The sequence below is a fragment of the Leptospira sanjuanensis genome, assembly GCF_022267325.1.
In the GTDB taxonomy this organism is placed as follows: domain Bacteria; phylum Spirochaetota; class Leptospiria; order Leptospirales; family Leptospiraceae; genus Leptospira; species Leptospira sanjuanensis.
Map to the genome: position 1 here is coordinate 939331 of NZ_JAIZBG010000001.1, position 17808 is coordinate 957138.

Here is a 17808-nt window from a genome sequence, read left to right on the forward strand (position 1 = left end):
TTTTCCCTATAAAACAAAATTTGACCTTCTGCGGAAATGTGGGAACTCCTGCGCGCCCGGACTACGGGCCGTTCTTTTGTGTAGCGATCGTTATAAAAATCTTGCATTTTAAAAATCGGGAATTAGGTTGGGGAGGAATACTTCAGTAATATATATCGATCGTTATATAAAAGGTGGTGGTTGTGAGAATTCGGCTTCAAGGTTTGATTCTGCGCGGGGTTGTTCTGCTTTCGATTCTTCTTGTTTTTCCCGTCTTGGGAGCTTTATCACTCAAGGACATTCCCCCTTCGATCGGTCCCGACGGAAGAGAGATTTCTAAACAATTCCTCGGTTTTTTGAGAGGGGTCGCCAAGAAGGTTCAATACGACGGGAAGGCGCTGGAGTTCCACAAATACATCGAAGCTTCTCTGGAAAAGTTCGAACTTAAAAAACTCTATCACTCCGAATTTCTCCAAAAGGAAGAGGACGGAACACATTGGGTTTCGTACAAGGGGAAGTTTTCCTCCGAAGGTTATAAGATCAGTCTCGAAGAAAAGAGAATGAAGATGATCTCCGTTCCCGCGTTCGGAGATTTTAGCGCGGAGTTCGACCTCAAACACAATCCGAAGCCTTTGTACGGCGGAACATCCTATTCCGGAAATTTGGATCTGGTCACCCATCTCGGGCCGTTTACGCACAAACACGCGGTTATGGCGATGGAAGGCGGCTTGAAATTTTTAGATCCGCATAACGTTCGTCAGATCGACGCACCGAATACGATGATCTTTAAAAAGGTCAATAATCCGGAAGCGAGAAAGGTTCTGAACGATCTTTCCAAATCGTTTCCGGATCTCGGTAAGTTTTTGAATTATTATTTCGGGTTGGATTCTCTGCTTGTCCTTTCCGACGAAAAAGAATCGAAGGGAGAATCTTCGATCACGAAGTTCAACTTCAAGGGTTCGATTTCCAGAAACATCGCGGACGACTACGAGGAGTTAGGCGATTATCTCGATACGATCAAATATCTCGGTTGGGTGAACATCAAGATCGAAAATCAAAAGGGAAAAACGCTCGCGGAGATTCGCCTGAATTCCAAAACTCCGGACATTTCGTTCAAGTTTATCACCGCTCACGGGAGAATTCTTCCGTATGACGCGAAAGGAAATTTGTATCATGAGGATTCCTTTTCCATTCCTTCGTTGAACCATTTTCCGTTTCAGGTCCGTGTCGCGCTCGAAGCCAATCTCTACGGCCTTTTATTAGAAAATCCTGAAATTCTTCTTTCGGGCGTTTTTATAAATCATCCGGATAACGGTTCTCTTTCGTTTAAGATCAATAAGATCGAAAAGTTCGACGTATCGGGCGGTTTTTCCTATGTGATTCCCACTTGGGCGATCAACCTGGTCATTCCCGGAAATTTGGAATCCATCATCCACGAGTTTACCGAAACCCTCGTCCATGCAAACGGAGACAAAGGAACCAAAGTCGCTTTATCGTGGAACCGGGACGGCGGCAAAACTCTTTTGAAAACCCACGTCGAATCCGAGTTTCTGGATAATTTTTTTATCCGTTTCGGTTTAAAAATCTGGAATCACAAGGTTCTTCCTTCGGAGGAAGCGAGGGACGATATCCGAAAGGTTTTTATCCGCATGATGGATTTGATTATTAAGGATATTTAATATTTTAAAAACGGCCGAATCAGGCCGTTTTTGTAAGAAATTTCCGTTTGCAACGCGGCGGGGAACGATGCGGAGTCAAGTTATTGGTGTTTCGTCGAGTTGACTACGTCCGGAAAACTCAATGACTTGACCGAAGCATTATGTTGCGACCGTAAGGAGCAACATTGAGTCGAAGCCGTCCGCCACCCGGAATCATATTCCAAATTCCTCATCCAGTTTAAGTCGGTTTAAAAAAAACGGTTTTTTCGGATTTTTTTTCGAAAAAGGGAACCTTCGATGACCGTATCCGAACGTTGCCGGGAATATATCAAACGTCAACTCTCTTTGAAGGAATACAAATAAAATGAAAAAGACGATTTTAGCGCTTTTGATCTTGGTTATGGCGATTGCATGTAAACCTAAGGAAACCGACGAGGAAAAATCGGATAAACTTTTCTTGAACCTCTTAATTGCAGGTTATGTTTTAAACCCTTGTAATAGCGGTGCGCGATTGTCCGCCGGCGCGAGTAACATTACCGTTCCGGAAGGACAAACTTTCACCGTGTGCGGCGATAAAAACGGAACTCCGACCTTGACATTCGCGAAGGCGGGAACGTATCGATTGACCGGTGTTAACGGCACACAAGTTCATTCCTCAAGCCGTTGCAATTCGGAGCGCGATCAATTCGAAATTCTCGTGAAAGACGGCGGGAATGCCACGGTTCTCACCAGCTCCGCGAGCGGTGCAACGGCAAACATCACTGTTGCGGCTAACGCGGTTTATTCGATTAGTGTGACGGGCGTTTCAACGACTTCTCCATATACCTGCAATGGCGTGCGAGCCTCTATCTCCACGACTGCGGCTCTTTTGACGATTACGCCGATTTGATGTTTCGATGGATGTCGAAGTAAGAATTTACTTCGTTTGTGTAGAAAGAGAATCCGCACGAGTTCGTTCAAGAATCGTGCGGTTTCTTTTTTTAGAGACCGGTGATGGTTCCGCAGGTAGTCAGTAAACTTCTTGCGTTCGCGTAGGATTGATCGGAGGTTGCTACCCCGAGCGCGAGATTGATCTTGTTCTTGATCAAATTGGAATTCACGCAATTCCCTCCGTTGTTGGAACACTTCGCGTTCCCCGGTTTTATTCCTGTGGAAAGCGTCGTCAGCCAAGTTACGAAGTTCGTTCCTCCCGCGCTTACGTTGTACATATCCTCGGAAGTAGTGATCGTATGTACGTCCCCCGGTGCGATGTAATAAGAATAGTTCGTCGCTCCGCCCGAAATTCCCGTCATAGAAGTGACAGCCTGCTGGGACCAACCGCAGCTGGATCCATCCGTAGAAGCGGGTGTTCCGTCCGGCGCCGTACTTCCGTCCGAATCTCCGAATAACGCCGAATAGGTTTTGCTCGAATCATAAGGATCGGTCGTTTTCGAATCCGAATATGTCGGCGCGGCGTTGATGATATTCATGACCTTGTAAAAGAATCTTTGATTTCCGTCAAAAAGAGCGGTGTATTGTCCGGTCTTATCTCCCGAGCCGTTGTAGTAAGTGGAAACCTTAGTAAAGAAATCCTGAATGGACGGTGTTCCGGTCGTGAGATAGTTTGCGGCGATTCCCGTCACCCATGTCGGTAGATTCGGGTCCGCTCCCCACTGCGTGCTCAAGTTGTTAAAAAATCCGGCGGGTACGACTCCGTTGGACGCATCCGAAAGTAGATTCACTTTTACGGAGGCGTTCAAACCTTTCACGGTTTCTCGTACGATCGGATAATTCAATAAGGCTCCGTATCCACCGGCGCTTTGTCCGGTCACGAAGACATTCTCCACACCCGTATATTCGGATTGAATGTATTTCAACGTCGCGAGTACGTTATCGTATCCGCGGTGTTTGACGACCGTAGCCGTTCCGGTGTTCGGGTTTGTGTAGGTCATATCCTTGGAACCGATGTGAAGATCTCCCGTGCAATACGGAATAAAAACTACATCATAATCTTTGAATGGGTTCGAAGCGTTGCCCGCGTTCATCACTCCCTGAAACGCGAGTTTTACGAACAGATCCGGAACGGAATTGAGCTGATTGAAATACGTCGTCGTGCTGTTTCCGAAACAGTTATAATTGCTCCAACACGCTCCTCCTCCCATAAAGTTGATGAGAAGTTTCTTATTCGAAGCGCTTACTTTTTTGCGGTAGATGGAGAATGTCGTATTTCCGTCGGCTCCCGTACAAGAAGGGGTATACGCTCTGTTCGTATAACTTGCTCCCGCCACGGTGATCGTCCCCGCCGAAGGAGTGATCTTTTCATAAGGATTGTATAAAAAATCCGCCACGACTAAAGCCAGGATCGTTTTGTCGTCGTCATCGTCGTTTTTCTTGCAGTCGGCGAAAGCGAAAACAAGACAAATTGCCATGAGGGTTACTGCACGTCGTTTCATCGGTTGAACTCCTATCTCTCGTTCCCCTGTATCTTTTTGAACTCGCCAATTATAGGATTCCCGCAAAGGAAAGTCAATCGATACCGAAAAATAATCAAACGTTCAATACGATCTTTCCTCTCGTATGAAACCGTCCGATTTCTTCCATTGCGTCCGCCGCTTTGGAAAGAGGGAAGATGCGACTGATGTAGGTTTTGAGTTTTCCTTCGTCCGCGAGCCGACTCAACGTTTCCAGCTGTTTTGCGTTGGGTTCCACGAAATGATACGCGGCGGAAACATTCGGAATTGCGGAGAAGTCGCTTTCTAAGATGGACACGATTCTTCCTTGGGAATGAAGACAGGAAACTCCTTCGAGAAATGTAGGACCTCCCACAAAATCCATCACGAGGTCCGCTCCCTTCGGGTAAGAATGTAGGAACTCCTTCTTCCAATCCGGATTTTTGTAGTTCAAGGCAAGATCGACCTTCCATTCGTTCTTAAGAAAATCCTGGTTTTCCGGTCCGGCCAATCCGATCACAGCAGCTCCGACATTCTTTGCAAGTTGAACGGCGAAACTTCCCACGCCGCCCGAAGCTCCGAGAATCAAAACCGTATTCCCCGCTTTGCAGTCGGCCAATTGAAAGAGACATTGGTATGCCGTTAAACCTGCGAGAGGAGTTCCCGCACTTTCCTCGAACGACATGGCCTCCGACTTTTTCGCCAGATACGATTCCGGGATCGCAATCCATTCCGCGTAGGCGCCTTTGGAAATCGTGGGTCTTCTGCAATAACTGAAAACTTCGTCTCCGATCTCGAATCGTCTCGCCGCGTGACCCCGCGCTTCCACTACGCCCGAAAATTCCCAACCTGGGATTACGGGAAATTCGTGCGGCATTCTCCCCTGCAGCTTGCCTTCTCTGATTTTCCAATCGACCGGATTGACTCCCGCCGAGTGAATTTTAACGAGAACCTCTCCTTCCTTGGGTTCCGGAGTCGGAACTTCGACCCATTCCAGAACTTCTTTTCCGCCGAATCGGGACATTTGGATTGCTTTCATGATTTTTTTAGACGGAGAATGGGACGGATTTGATTTGAGAATCCTTTCCTGCGTAGGAACCTGGACAAATCCGGCCTTTGTCGGAACACATGCTGGAATGGAGGGGCAATTGGAACCATTAGAGGATTTGTCGGGAACGGAAGAAAATCCGATCATTCCGCTGGACTCGATTCTCCCCCCGGAACTGTTTTTAATTCCGATCAAGTCCCGACCCGTGTTTCCGGGCATCATCACGCCGTTGATCGTTCCGAGCGGAAAGTTCGAAAGAGCGGTTGAAGAATCCATCAAAGGCAATTCGTTTCTCGGTCTCGTTCTTTTAAAGGATGAGGAGAATGAAAAGGAAACTTCCGAAAACATCTATCAATACGGCGTTGTCGCCAAAATATTAAAAAAAGTGAATTTACCGGACGGTGCGGTCAATATTCTGATCAACACGGTTCGTCGTTTTAAAATCTCTTCTTATACAAGCATCGATCCGTTGATCGCCAAGGTTTCGTATCCGGAGGAAGAACCGGGCGCGCCTAAGAATACGATCAAAGCGATGATGAGAACCCTTCTCGTCATGACCCGCGAACTCGCGCAGAACAATCCGCTCTTTACGGAAGAGATGAAACTCACGATGCTCAACGTAAACGAGCCGGGAAAGATGGCCGATTTCGTATGTTCCATTCTCAACCTCGAAAAGGAAGAATATCAATCCGTCATTGAATCCAACGTTCTGAAGGAAAGAATCGAAAAGGTTCTTTTGTTTTTAAAAAAGGAAATCGAACTCGTATCTATCCAGAGGGAAATCTCCGATCAGATTCAGGATAAGATCGACAAACAACAAAGACAATTCTTTCTAAGAGAACAGCTCAAGGCGATTCAAAACGAACTCGGAATCAAGGACGATAAGTTCGAAAAGAAATACGAAAAATTTCTAGAACGTCTTAAATCCATCGGAGCCGATCCCGAAGTCATCGAAGAAGTCGCAAGGGAACTGGATAAGTTCTCCTATGCCGATCCGAACACCGGAGATTACAACGTTATCCGAAATTACTTGGACATTCTCGAATCTTTGCCTTGGGAACCCGCTGTCAATCGGGAGATCGATCTCGACAAAGCCAAACGGACGCTCGATCGGGATCACTACAAGTTAGAGGACATCAAGGATCGAATTCTGGAATTTCTCGCGGTGAAAAAACTCAAGAGCGACGAAAAGGGAACGATTCTTCTTTTAGTCGGACCGCCCGGAGTCGGAAAGACATCCATCGCAAAGTCGATCGCGGAAGCGATGGGAAGAAAGTTCTTCCGTTTTTCCGTGGGAGGAATGCGGGACGAAGCCGAGATCAAAGGACATAGACGAACGTATATCGGATCGATGCCGGGAAAAATCATTTCCGCACTTCGCATAACAAAAGAGAAGGATTGTGTGATTCTTCTCGACGAGATCGATAAACTCGCCGTGGGAATTCAAGGCGATCCAGCCTCCGCGCTGCTCGAAGTTTTGGATCCGGAGCAGAACAAAAATTTCCGGGATCATTATCTGGATCTTCCATTCGATATTTCGAATGTGTTTTTTATCGCGACAGCGAATACCTTGGATACGATCTCCAGAATTCTACTCGATCGAATGGAAATCATCAATCTTTCCGGATATATCACGGATGAAAAGGTTCAGATCTTTCAGAAATATCTTTGGAAAAAAGTTCTCCAAAAAAACGGAGTCGCGCCGTACGGAATCGAATTCGATAAGAAGGCCGTCGTCGCTCTGATCGATTCGTATTCGAGGGAATCCGGCGTCCGCGGATTGGAAAAGGTCACGGACAAGCTCGTGCGTAAGATCGCGATGAAGATCGTACGAAAGGAACCGTTCCCCAAAGTCATTCGGGAAAAGGATCTCGAAACCTTTTTAGGAGTCCCCAAGTTTACGGACGAACGAATGGTTCGCGCGACCGTTCCCGGAACCGCGCTCGGACTTGCTTGGACGTCGGTGGGAGGAGCTACTCTTTTGATCGAAGCCCTTTTCGTAAAAGGAAAAGGCGGGATTCTCTTAACCGGAATGATCGGCAAAACGATGGAGGAATCCTCGAACATCGCTCTCAGCTATATTAAGAATTTCTTACATAACGACGATTTGTTTTCGGACAAGATGATCCATCTTCACGTTCCGGACGGAGCGACTCCGAAGGACGGACCTTCTGCGGGAGTTACGATGGCGACTGCGATTCTTTCCCTTGCCTTGAATACGAAGATCAAAGCGGGTTTCGGTATGACGGGCGAACTGACCTTAACGGGAGAGGTTCTTGCCATCGGAGGGCTTCGCGAAAAGATCGTAGCCGCCAAACGCGTGGGAATCCATAAGATCATCTATCCTAAGGACAATCTGCAGCATCTCGAGGAGATTCCCGATTACGTGAAAAAGGGGATGACCTTTTTTCCTGTGAGTCGTTACGAAGAGGTCGCAGCGCTGATGTTCGACGAAAAGCTCTTATTAAAAGCGGATCCTTCGTTTCGGACTCGGCTCAATTCTTCGGGTGAAAACGCAAACAAAGCCGCAAGTCAGAAGACGCTCATGAAAAAGAGCGCGTCGAATCGAAAGACCGCGGCGAATAAGAAGGCTGCGACTTCTTCCGGGAATCTGAAAAATTCCGCGGCTAAAAAGAAAGCCGATTCGAAAGCGGCGCCGAAAAAGAAGAAGTAGTATTTTAGAATATTCTTAAGTATAAAATTAAAAACAGGAGAGCCGAATGGGCGTTCCATTTATCGATATCAAAAGGTTTGAACCGGGACTACTGGAAGAATGGGAAGAAAAAGTAAAGGTTCTCAGTAAAAACGCAAGTTTTATCGGAGGAGAAGAAGTTTCCCTCCTGGAAAAGAATCTCGCCGCTCAGGCGGAAACGAAATATTCCGTAGCGTGCGCGAACGGAACGGACGCGCTTCAACTCGCATTACGTGCGTTAGGTGTAGGAAAGGGAGACGCGGTGCTTCTTCCTGACTCCACTTTCTGGGCGACTTTTGAAGCCGTAGTAAACGTGGGAGCCGATCCCTATACGATCGATACCAATCCGGAAGATCTGCAGATGGACTTCGCAGAATTTGAAAAGGCTGTGGATAAAGTAAAACCGAAAGCCGCAATGATCGTTCATCTTTACGGATGGGGATCTTTCCGCATCGAAGACTTCCGCAAACTCTGCAAGTCAAAGGGAATCCCGCTTTTGGAAGACGGGGCTCAGTGTTATGGAGTGAAATACAAAGGCGCATCCATCTACAAGGACGCGTTGATCAGCACGACCTCGTTTTATCCTGCGAAAGTATTGGGCGGAGCGGGAGACGGCGGAGCGGTATTTACGAACGACGAGGAACTCGCAAACAAAGTAAGAATGCTTTCCAATCACGGAAGAATTTCGCATTACGCGTACGGAGACGTGGGTTGGAATTCCAGGCTCGATACTCTGCAGGCAGCGTTTCTAAATATCAATCTGAAACATCTCGATGCGAGAATCGTATCAAGAAGGAAGGCCGCACAAAAATATTATGAAGTACTCCCAAGCCTGGGAATCCAAGTGATTCATCCGCCTAAGGATTACGAAGAGAACGGATACTGCAATGTGACTCTCTCCACACCCGAAGAACGTCCTCATATACAGGATGTGCTGAAGGAAAAGGGAATCGGATTCGGAAATATCTATCCGGGAGCGATGAGCGATCAACCCGGAGCGAAGCCGTATATCAAAGGCAAGTTCGGCGATAAACATACGACGGGGAGGATTTGCGCTTCCGTTCTTAATTATCCATTATTTCCGTACATGAAGGACGAGGAATTGGAAGAGGTTTTCGCCGCGATTCGCGCTTACAACGCCAAGAAAAAATAATTCCAGCCTTAAGGAGTGGAAAATCCTCCACTCCATTTTTCTAATCTAACAATCTGTCCTGAAATTGAACCGGATTCCTGCTACACGGTTTTTTAATAAAGTAAAATTACGTTTTGTGATCTGCCGCATTGATTTCGATGCTGATCGCGTGTTCTATAATGATAAAAGACTTGGTTTTGAATGACCTTGAAAGTTTTTTCTTGTCGTTTTGCCGGTACAGTCTAAAATGAAACAGGGGGATCTCAATATGAACGACATAGATATAGGAATTTCCGAAAAAAACAGAGAAACGATCAATACCGGGTTGCAAAAATTATTAGCCGATACGTACATTCTGTATTTTAAAACGCATAGCTATCATTGGAATGTGACCGGCCCGTTATTCAATACGCTTCATCTCATGTTTCAAACGCAGTACAACGAACTTTGGTTATCGATCGATCTGATCGCGGAACGAATTCGTTCTCTTGGATTTTACGCTCCGAGTTCTTCGCATCAACTCGGCAAATTGACTTCGATTCACGAGGAAGGCGGAGTTCCTCATGCGGAAGATATGATCCGTCATCTTGTCGCAGGACACGAAACGGTGATCAGAACGGCTCGTGCACTCTTGCCTGCGGCCGATGCGGGCGGGGACGAAGTGACTTTGGATCTGTTGACGCAAAGACTCGAGGTTCATGAAAAAACGGCTTGGATGCTGCGAAGCATGTTGGTCGTAGATAACGCCTAATTTTTAAACCGAAATCTCTTCGGGAATCGAAAATCCCGAAACGAATTCGAACGATGGCAAGCGGGCGTCTTCTCACTGCGTGAGAACCGCGCTTGCTACGCGCTGCCGGTCCTTTCTCGCTCCGCTCGAAACGACTGCTGCGCACGCTCCGCATCGCTGACGCGGGTTCCCCGCCAACAAGATTCTTCTTTCTTCCGTTTTTATAAAACGCGAAGTAATAAATTCTTGAAAAAACTCTTCCAATCCGATTCAGTCTTCTCCTTCAAGGAATCGAATCCAGTGATCCAAAAAATATACAATCTTTCCCTTATCAAAAAACTGATTCTTGTTATTCTTCCAACCCTTGTTCCGCTCTTGCTTGCGAGCTTTTTCTTCTTAAAGGAGTTTATGGACAAAAGCGAATTTACCAGAAGGGAAGTGGGGGGAATCGATTTCTTCTTCGGGGCGATCGAACTCTATTCCAAATTCGTGGATCGCAGAAAGGATTTTTATTATGTGATGAAAGGAAAGTCTTCCGTCGATGCTCTGAAGAAAAGCAATCAGGCCGTGGAAGACTCTCTTACCAAACTCGAGGAATTGGAAAAGGAGATCGGATTTATGAAACGTTCTCCCGAATATCTGGCTTCCATGCGAAAAGAATGGAAAATCCTTCCGAAACTGCCCGATTCTTCACTGACGATCGAAGGAGTGATTCAGGCCCACGACCCGTTCTTTAAACTTCTGATGGAGTATCAGGATTACGTGGCTCAGGATTCGAATCTGATCCTCGATTCCTATCCCGAAACGTTCTACGTTCTTTCCGTAAATATATTATATATTCCGAATATAATCAGCGACTTGGCGTTGATTCGGGGAACCGGATATCAGCTTTTGGAAAATGAAAATCCGAATTTTCTTTCCAAGGAAGCGATTCAAATTTTCAATAAGATTCATCATATCGAAAGCAATCAAAAAGAAGTCACGGCGTTGCTCGAGCGATCGGTCGGGCAGAACGGAGTGATCAAGGAAAAATTCGAAGAACGAATCCGCAATCTCGACAAGCTCGTAAAGGAAAACTTGGATCGATGCAAAAAGACTTTTTCCGGTCAATCTCCCGAAACCGCGGACGTGTTTTTAAAACGAATGCTCGTATTTGTCGACGAATACAAGGTTCTGGAAAGGGATCTTCTTTCGACGACTCAGGTTCTTTTGGAAGAAAGATTGAGGGCCGATCGTTTACGGATCGTAGCCGCGATTTCCGGTCTTTTGATTCTTCTGCTCGTGACGACTTTGTTCTGTTTCGTTGTTATACGTTCTATCATCGATCCCGTTCATAAGATCACTCTCGGATTAAAACAAGCTATGGGAGAAAGGGATCTAACGCTGCGAATCGACGCGGTATACGACAACGAGATCGGTGAAATCACAGTGACCGCGAACGAATTCCTGCGCTATCTTTCCGAGTTGTTTCAAACGCTTTCGAGGATGGCGCGCAATTCCAATCAAATCGTAAACCAGCTAACGGAGTCCATACGAAGCCTCAATCAATCGGCGCAGTCACAAGCCGCGGGAACCGAACAATCCTCCGCCGCTCTCGAAGAGATTGCGGCTTCTTTACAGAACGTTCTTCAATCCGTGGAGGGAGAGGCGCGGGACGCGCAGGATTTAAAGATTCGGTCGGGTGAGCTTAAAAACTCCATGGGACTCGCGGGTGAAAAACTCGTCAGCCTCAGCGATTCCGTTCGTCGAACCGCTACGGCCGCCGTGGAAGGAAAGGAAACGATTCTTCAGGCTACCAAAGCCATCGACGAAATCCGCGAAATGGCAAAGCAGATCAATTCGATCACTACGTTGATTACGGGAATTTCCGATCAAACGAATCTGTTGTCGTTGAATGCCGCGATCGAAGCCGCTCGCGCGGGAGAAGCGGGACGCGGATTTGCGGTCGTCGCGGAGGAAATTTCGAAACTTGCGGATCGTTCCGTTTCGAGCGTACGCGATATCGAACGGCTCGTTTCGAACACGCACGAAGCGGTGGACAAAGGATCGAATAACGTCAATTTTGTGGTGACCTTTCTTTTGGATTTGATCGAAAACACGAATCGATATCAGGAAGAAGTGGTCGGTCTCGTCAATAACGTCAAAGAAAACACGAATCGAGTCGATCAAATCACCGATACGATCGGAAAAGTTTCCGCGGAATCCCTGCAGATCGAAACCGCAACAAAGGAGCAAAAACTTTCAACGGATCAGATCGCGGACACGATTCAATTGATCACCACGGAGTCGCAATCGATCGCGTCCAATTCGGATGAAGTGTCCAGAGTCGCGGAAAAGATTCAACACCAAGCCAACGAATTGGATTCCATTCTTTCCCAGTTCAAGTTTTGACGATTTTACTTTAAGGATGCGCGCAATTCCCAAAATGAATCGTGTCGTTCGAATCGGAATCGCGGTTAACCCGGGATCAAATCCTGGGATACGTCCTTTTCCACGCGAAAGTTTCGAACAAGAGAGTTGAGAATTCCCGCGAGTTGTTTTAGGAATTCTCCGGTGGCCGATAATTCTTCCGATTGCGCCGAAATTTCATGAAACGCTCCGTTGATGAACTCGACCGATTGATACAATCCCCCGATTTCCGAGGAGCGTTCCCCGATGTTCGACATGATGACTTCGCTCTGGGCCGCGATCGACGAATTGAGCCGATCCAGATCTCCGATCAGATCGGAATAACGGGAACTGCTTTCACGAATTGTAATATTCGTATGCGCTAATGTTCTGAATTCTTCCGTTAGATTTTTGAAAAAATCCACCGTGTTGCCGACCGTCGCCTTTCCCCTGAAAACTGCGGTTTGGATTTCTCCGAGGATCTCGCTGGCTTTTTTCGTGCTTTCCTGCGTTCCGGAGGCGAGTTTGTTGATCTCTTCGGCGACGACTCCGAATCCCTTTCCGGAAGTTCCCGATCGAGCCGCTTCGATCGATGCGTTGATCGAAAGCATTCCGAGTTTTGCGGAGATGTCGTTTAGAAGTTTGACAAGGCCTTCCACTTTTTTCGCCGAAGTTCCGATGTCGTTGATATCGGATTCGAGATGGTTGAGTTCCTTTCTGCTGAGATCGATCGTTTTGACCGAAGCTTCCGATCTTTCGGAACTCGCTTTCAAGTCGGCATCGAACTTTCTAAATCCGTAAACGAGTTCGTTTAACAATTCCTTTGCGTTTTTCTCGATTTCCTTCTGTTCCGTCGCCGAGCTGGAGATTCTCTGAAAGGATTCGCGGAACGAATCGAAGATGGAGGTGACTTCCTCCAAACTCGCGGCTTGTTGCTGGATTCCATGGCTCATATGCCCCCAAGCGGTGGAAATTTCGGAAGCGGAATTCTCGAGTTCTCCCGATTTTTCCTTAATCGTATAGATCATCTTTCCGAGATTGTTGAGATATTGGTTCATCAGGTACGCGATGGCTCCGGCTTCGGTTCCGGCATCCACATGGATTTTTTTCGTGAGGTCGCCTCCACCCTTGGATAAATCCTTGAGCGAATGGATGAGATCGATCCAGCTCGAGCCGGCTCCGTGTTCGGCTACGTTCAAACCTTTCTCTTCGTATTCTTCCTTTACGCGGATTCCCATGGAGATTTTCAAGATCCAGAAAAGAATCAATCCGAGTCCGAAGGCCCAAACGGCGCAGGTAATCACCCCGATCAACTGAGGGATCATTTGAATATTAGGGTTTTTTGATATAAGAGGAAGCAATAGGGTTCCTATGATTCCGCAAACTCCGTGAACGGGAAACGCACCGACCACGTCATCGAGACGGAACACTTTTTCCAAGATCCAAGAAGTCAATACCACGGAGCTTCCCGCGATTCCTCCGAGAAGAAGCGCGCCCGCAGGTGCAATTTCGTGACAGCCCGCCGTGACGGCGACGAGTCCGCCGAGAACTCCGTTCATACAATCTTCCACGGACGCGATCTTATAAAAGAGCCAGGAAACGCTGATGGCGACGATGCCTCCCGCACTTCCCGCAAGGCTTGTGTTGAGAATGATCAGAGGAACTTGTTCGGTAAACGAAAGCGCGCTTCCTCCGTTGAATCCGAACCAGCCGAACCAAAGGATAAAAACCCCTAAAACGGAAAACGTGAGATTGTGTCCTTGGATTTTGCGCGGTGTTCCGTCTTCCTTAAACTTGTCCTTTCTCGCTCCGAGAAGGATGATTCCCGCCAAGGAGATCCAGCCGCCTAACGAGTGTACGACGGTAGAACCGGCAAAGTCCACGAAACCGGTTCGTGCGATCCATCCTCCGCCCCAGGTCCAATGGCCGAAAATCGGATAGATCGCGGCGGATACTACGATGGATACGACTAAATATGCAGAAAATTTAATGCGTTCGGCGACCGCACCGGAAACGATCGTGGCTGCCGTTCCCATAAACGCGACTTGAAATAAAAAGAATGCGAATTCTTTTCCGGAAACGAAACCTTCCAGAAAAAATAGATTCGTTCCGAAACGACCCTGCTCCGAAATCCCGAACATCAATCCGAAACCTACGCAGAAAAATACGACTGTTCCGACAATATAATCCATTAAGTTTTTGACGGCTACGTTGATCGTGTTTTTAAGCCGGGAAAGTCCCGTTTCGAGCATCAGAAAGCCGGCCTGCATAAAGAAAACTAACGCGGCGCAGACGATAATCCAAAGCGGGTCCACCGTTTTCGCGAGTTCCTGCGCGGGAGAATCTGCGAGCAGCGGCGTGTCGATTCCTAAAAAGAAAGTCAAGACGAGGCAAATCGTCCGGTAGTAATTTTTGAAAAGTTTTTTCATATCGTTCTAACTCGATCGAGAAATTTCGAAATTCGAACGTCCCTGGTATTTGTATCGGCGATCGAAATCAACGTTGATTAGTATGGAAAGAATCCTTCAGGATTGAGGGATCAATGATTTATTATGAAACTGTAAAAAAATTTATTCTTTGCAAGTAAGGGAAAAAATAGTTTCGGTTTCTTTATGCGTCGCTGTATCAATTCATAGTACAGCATAAAGGCGAATTATAAAAAGTAATTACTTGTTGAAAAATTCGTTCCTTGTTCGAAAGGAAACACACAAACAATGTTTTTAAAATGGCAAAAGGGTTTACGGCTGAAAAGAAGTGAATAAGAGAATCCAGTCGTTGCTCTGTCTTTCGAACCAGTTCTCTTCCGCATAAAACGTTCCGCCGACTTGTTCGATCACTTCTTTCATATAGGGTTCGCCGGGATCAAAGTCTTTTCCGTCGAGATGAATCGAGCCGCCCCATTTCTTCTTCGCTTGCGTATGGGAGAATACGCCTCGTAACGATTCCACTCTTTCGTTGGTGAGAGGGATCTTGTATCTTTCGGACAATTCCTTAACCAAGCGCGCTACCGCCTTGGTTTGTTCGCGATTGGATAGGAGCATATCCGTGTCTTTCCCCACGATTTCCACTTGAAAACAATTCGCGTTCGTTCCTGTCGCCGCGGCGGCTGTGTCCAGAATGGAATCCAGAAGTTGATATATTTTGCCGTCCTGATCGGCGAGAAAGGTCGCGGATAGATTCCGTTTTTCTAATACTTCCAAAGTCCTTTGATAATCGGGAATCGCGGTGTAATGAAGAACGATGCACTCGGGACGGATCGTGCCTCTATGATTGTAACGAAGTCTTTTTTCTTCGGGCGCTTTTCCGTCCGAAGTTTTTTCGATCGAGCTCAACTCGATCGACGGAGCGGGGGTGGTTCCTCTTCCGTGTGTGAATGTCTGTATGACTTTTTTACCGGAAGAATCCGTGAACTTCTCTTTTCGTAAAACCCAACCCGAAATAAATCGATCCTTCCAATCCGTTTCAGGAAAGAATTTTCCCTGCGTTTTTGCGAGAAGCGCGGACAAAACCTTTTCGCTGCCGCATTCTCCCGTATCCAAAAATCTGCCGAACTTCTTTTTGCTTTGCGTATGGGTGAAGATCCCTTTGCCCGAAGCGATGTCGTGGTTGTTTAGAGGAATGGAATATTCTTTCGCTAAACCTCCGATCAATTCGGATAACGCGCTCAGTTGGGATTCGTTTTTCAGGATTGTGTCGTTTGCACCTTCCCAAGAAACGTGGATCGTCGTTTCGTCCATACCCGGCGCGGCTCTGTAAAGAATTTTGGAAGGATCCTCCACTCCGTAGACGCTTCCGTTTTCCAGGACGAGAAAGTGGACCATCCATCCGGAGCTTTTGCTTTTTTCCAAATATTCTTCCGCTTTAAGTCCGTTGGTGTGATGGAGAAGAATCGATTTTACCCGGAAGGACCAGCGTCTTTTGCCGATCGTCTCCAAGGATTCTTTGCTTAGGCCCAAAGTGAAAAGCGGAAGAATTTTGCTCGGCTGGGGTTGTGCCGCTAAAACTTCCGGCTGTGTCGTCCGTGTCTGTTGTATTGCGGGCGAGGCACACTGAAAAACGAATATTAAAAATAAGAACGGAGTAAGGACTGAGATTTTCATAAGCCGGAAACCTTGTCTCGAAGTCGAGTGAGATCCTCTCTTAATTTTTCGAGAGTTCTGGATAATTTACGATGACGGTTGATTAAATCCGAATATTCGGAAATTCTAAAATTCTTCGCTTTTTTCTTTTTGTCCTCTTTCTCTTCGGGAGCGAGAGGGATTTCGCGGAACAAATCCGCGGAAGAATCGAATTCCTGCGTCAGTTTTTTGTATTCCGCGGAACACGCGGAAAAGAACTCGGGAGAAAGATTGGGTTTGGAGGATTCGATCTGTTTTTCGAGCGAGTCCTTCGCCGTTTTCAAAAAGGAGAATAAGGATTGGTTGTCCTGAACGACTTCGTTTAACGATTCTTGTAGATGGATTTCCGTTTTGCTTTTGGAATGATGGATTCCCTTCTTCGCTTTGAAATAAATCAAATAGATCAGAACGACGGATACGATAAAAATTACGGAGAACAGAAAGAAGGTTCTTTTTTCGTAGATCCATTCCAGAGTTTCCCACTGAAATAGATCCGGCGCGTAAGCCGCCGTTGCTAAACCGGCCAAAACGAGAAAGGTCGTGGAATAAAAGAAAATGCGGAAAGCCATTCGATTTCATGACAGATTCTCCGGCGCCGATTGTCAAGGAACCTTCTTTCGCAAAGAAAACGTTCTCGGGAATTTAAGAACGTCCCCCGGCCGATCCGATATAAAAAGGGATGGAAGAACCCACTCCCAAACCTCTTTCCGGTTCCGGCAAGGTCGTAAATTTCGGACTTTATAAGATCAAAAAAGCCCTGCGTGAAGAAGGCTTCGAGGTCGTGGAAAAACCGGACGGGAAAATCTCCCTGGTGATCCGGGTCGGCAAAGAAAGGCAACGTTAGAAAATTTTCGCAACGGCTAATAGAAAGCTTCCAATTCCAAGCATCCCCGCTAAAAGCCAACGAGTTTGAATCGCGATCGTTTTATGAAGATCGGCGATATCACCTTTCATTTCGGCTTTAAAAGAACTGATTTCTAAACGGATTTGATTCATTTCGATTTTTGTTTCGAAACGGTGATCATTGAGGTTGCTTCTTATTTCGTCTTTGAACTCGCCTATCTCGGTTCGGACCGCCTCTTTGAACGCGTTGAATTCAATTCGGACCGCTTCTTTGAACTCGCTTATCTCGGTTCGCACCGTTTCTTTGAACCGATCCAATTCGGCTCTCATGTTAAAACGGAATTGGTAATTGGATTCATTGACCTCTCTTCGAAAGTCGGCCAATTCTTCCTTAAACTCATTTTTCCAGAGAGCAAGTTCGTTCTTCAAGGAAAGGTGATCCTCTTTGAGTTTTCCTTCGAATCGATCGGATGCATTCGTCAGCATGTTACCTCGGAATTTTGTTAGAGTAGAATTCAGAAACGTTACGAATTGATCGGTGCCGTCGGCTCCCAGGATCTCTTCCAACTTAGCCGGAATCGTATGAACCCAGAGCACGTCAAAATTTTCGTTCTCATCTTTGTAGTTAGCAAGCATTTTTTTGTCCTCCGTCGGAATCGGTTCTTGGAGGAGGTTGCTCAGGATGATTCTTTGAATGAAAAATTTACAGCGTTTCCCAAAACCTTATTTTTTATTCAAAAGATTCTAATTTAGAAAATTCTTAAATAGTTTTAAAAACAAAGAATCGTTAT

At 46.6% G+C, this 17808-nt stretch carries 13 protein-coding genes; 7 read left to right on the forward strand and 6 right to left on the reverse strand.

Annotated features, from left to right (window positions below):
- Positions 1-182: 182 nt before the first annotated feature.
- Together LFX25_RS04300 and LFX25_RS04305 are read left to right on the forward strand one after the other, a co-directional pair.
- Positions 183-1658 (forward strand): hypothetical protein, encoded by a 1476-nt coding sequence (locus tag LFX25_RS04300; protein ID WP_238729140.1) that lies wholly within the window; start codon positions 183-185, stop codon positions 1656-1658.
- Between the two features lie 343 nt (positions 1659-2001).
- Positions 2002-2526, forward strand: coding sequence for a hypothetical protein (locus tag LFX25_RS04305; RefSeq protein WP_238729141.1), 525 nt, complete (start codon positions 2002-2004; stop codon positions 2524-2526).
- Between the two features lie 91 nt (positions 2527-2617).
- Here LFX25_RS04305 and LFX25_RS04310 read toward each other — a convergent pair whose 3' ends face one another.
- Both LFX25_RS04310 and LFX25_RS04315 read right to left on the reverse strand, forming a co-directional pair.
- The gene (locus LFX25_RS04310; RefSeq protein WP_238729142.1) at positions 2618-4069 is read right to left on the reverse strand and encodes a pectinacetylesterase family protein; all 1452 of its coding nucleotides are present in this window, start codon (positions 4067-4069) and stop codon (positions 2618-2620) included.
- 94 nt (positions 4070-4163) lie between these two features.
- A complete protein-coding gene (locus LFX25_RS04315) occupies positions 4164-5105 on the reverse strand; it encodes an NADP-dependent oxidoreductase (RefSeq protein ID WP_238729143.1) in 942 nt (313 codons plus the stop codon).
- 97 nt (positions 5106-5202) lie between these two features.
- Between LFX25_RS04315 and lon the strand changes: the two genes are divergently transcribed.
- From lon to LFX25_RS20835, 4 genes are all read left to right on the forward strand, one after another.
- Positions 5203-7788 (forward strand): endopeptidase La, encoded by a 2586-nt coding sequence (gene lon / locus LFX25_RS04320; RefSeq protein WP_238731499.1) that lies wholly within the window; start codon positions 5203-5205, stop codon positions 7786-7788.
- Positions 7789-7834: 46 nt separating this feature from the next.
- Positions 7835-8959, forward strand: coding sequence for a DegT/DnrJ/EryC1/StrS aminotransferase family protein (locus LFX25_RS04325; protein WP_238729144.1), 1125 nt, complete (start codon positions 7835-7837; stop codon positions 8957-8959).
- A 247-nt stretch (positions 8960-9206) separates the two neighbouring features.
- Positions 9207-9689: a Dps family protein gene (locus LFX25_RS04330; protein ID WP_118957609.1), complete on the forward strand. Its 483-nt coding sequence runs from the start codon at positions 9207-9209 to the stop codon at positions 9687-9689.
- A gap of 279 nt (positions 9690-9968) precedes the next feature.
- A complete protein-coding gene (locus LFX25_RS20835) occupies positions 9969-12059 on the forward strand; it encodes a methyl-accepting chemotaxis protein (RefSeq protein ID WP_238729145.1) in 2091 nt (696 codons plus the stop codon).
- Positions 12060-12124: 65 nt separating this feature from the next.
- Here the strand turns inward: LFX25_RS20835 and amt are convergent, their stop codons facing one another.
- The 3 genes from amt to LFX25_RS04350 all read right to left on the reverse strand — a co-directional run bounded on the left by amt (position 12125) and on the right by LFX25_RS04350 (position 16743).
- Entirely contained in the window at positions 12125-14485 is a 2361-nt protein-coding gene (gene amt, locus LFX25_RS04340; protein ID WP_238729146.1) for an ammonium transporter, read from the reverse strand.
- Between the two features lie 309 nt (positions 14486-14794).
- Entirely contained in the window at positions 14795-16156 is a 1362-nt protein-coding gene (locus tag LFX25_RS04345) for a peptidoglycan recognition protein family protein (protein WP_238729147.1), read from the reverse strand.
- Positions 16153-16743 carry a hypothetical protein gene (locus tag LFX25_RS04350; protein ID WP_238729148.1) on the reverse strand — a complete coding sequence of 197 codons (591 nt, stop codon included), beginning with the start codon at positions 16741-16743 and terminating at the stop codon, positions 16153-16155. The genes LFX25_RS04345 and LFX25_RS04350 overlap by 4 nt, the downstream gene beginning before the upstream one ends.
- Positions 16744-16853: 110 nt before the next feature.
- On the opposite strand from LFX25_RS04350, the gene LFX25_RS04355 reads away from it, so the two are divergent.
- Positions 16854-17018: a hypothetical protein gene (locus tag LFX25_RS04355; protein ID WP_238729149.1), complete on the forward strand. Its 165-nt coding sequence runs from the start codon at positions 16854-16856 to the stop codon at positions 17016-17018.
- On the opposite strand, the gene LFX25_RS04360 is transcribed toward LFX25_RS04355, so the two are convergent.
- Entirely contained in the window at positions 17015-17653 is a 639-nt protein-coding gene (locus tag LFX25_RS04360; protein ID WP_238729150.1) for an LA_3696 family protein, read from the reverse strand. The two genes, LFX25_RS04355 and LFX25_RS04360, sit on opposite strands and share 4 nt — an antisense overlap.
- Positions 17654-17808: the final 155 nt, after the last annotated feature.